This window comes from Paenibacillus solanacearum, from assembly GCF_910593845.1.
Taxonomy (GTDB): domain Bacteria; phylum Bacillota; class Bacilli; order Paenibacillales; family NBRC-103111; genus Paenibacillus_G; species Paenibacillus_G solanacearum.
In genome coordinates this window covers 1-1,385 of record NZ_CAJVAS010000108.1, presented here as the reverse complement: position 1 = coordinate 1,385, position 1,385 = coordinate 1, and the positions used below count along the sequence as shown (strand labels likewise).

The 1,385-nt window shown below is 50.2% G+C and carries 1 protein-coding gene; it reads left to right on the top strand.

The window, feature by feature from the left end; translation table 11 throughout:
• Nucleotides 1-114: 114 nt before the first annotated feature.
• Nucleotides 115-1,356: an ISL3 family transposase gene (locus KXG62_RS33770; protein WP_218096391.1), complete on the top strand. Its 1,242-nt coding sequence runs from the start codon at nt 115-117 to the stop codon at nt 1,354-1,356.
• The last annotated feature ends 29 nt before the right edge of the window (nt 1,357-1,385 follow it).

Genomic DNA, 1,385 nt, shown 5'->3' with positions numbered 1-1,385 from the left:
GGCTCAATGCCGAGATCAGCGCTTGACAGAAAATTCATAGGTTGAAAATGGAAAAACATCTGCTAATCCTGTATTGTTGTAAGTCCTACCGAACAACAAAAAAGGAATAAACAGATGCAGAATCAGTATATCAGCGAATGGCTCAACATACCAGCCCTACAGATTCGCGAAGTGCGCTCGCTCAATACCGAAGAACTTCACATCGATGCGATGCCGCTGGAAGAGAGGCAAAACTGTCCGCTCTGCCTGCGCGATCAACACGTGATTCGAAAAGGAAGCAATGGGATACGAACGATTCGGCATCTTCCTGTCTTTGAAAAACGCGTCTTTCTACACGTGCCCGCCCTCCGAATGTATTGCAATTGTTGTGAGATTGGGTTTAGTTGGACTTATGCATTTGTCGGACCCAAGCAGCAGTACAGTCACTCCTTTCGCTCCCATACCGTCGAACTAGCGCTCGGCTCCACCGCCGCACACAGTGCCCGGATGCAGCAAACTCCGGCCAGCACGGTGCAGCGGATGCAAGATGAAATCCTACCGGTTGAAAAGGCGCGCATTTACGAACAAATATGGGAAGAGGCAAAAGCCAGTGAACGTCTGGTTATAGGCGTTGATGATTTTGCCATCAAGAAGGGACACACGTACAACACCGGCATTCACAATCTGCGGGGTGAAACGATGCTGGAGGTGCTCTCAGGCCGTAAATTGGACGATTTGCGGGCATATGCCACACAGCATCCGGATTTCAGGCAGCTTACACCCTATGCAGTCGTGATGGATTTGGCCCCGGTCTACCACAAGTGGGTTAGCGAATGCTTCCCCAATGCGATACGGATTGCCGACCGTTTTCATGTGCACGGGTATGTGATCGAAAGTGTACAAGCGGTGCGAAAAACAGTACAAAATACGCTGTCGCCACGCGCGAAGGCGCTGCTAAAATCACAGCATCGCCTGCTCAACCCGCCGAAAGAAACGCTGACGGAAGAGAGCCAACAGCGCTTGGAGGTGTTGTTGAGCTATTCCCCTCTGTTGCTCAGCGTATGGGAATGGAAAGAAGCTTTTTCCGTTTGGTACGATTGTTCGCCAAATCATGCGGTCGCCTTGTTTGGATTTGAGCGCTGGTGCACACAAGGTGATCAGATCGCTCACGCTGCCGTTCACGCTACTTTAAAGACCATGCGCAACTGGAAAGAGGCTATTGTGAATTACCATCGCTGCCGATGGACGAATGCAACGGTCGAGGGCAGGCATAACCGAATCAAAGCCTTTCAACGCCGCCATTATTTCACCCGTAATCGCGATGGCTACATCGCAGGCATTCTTATTGAATGTAACCGACATCGATTATTCAGCTAACTGTCAAGCACTGATTTTTAGATTGAGCC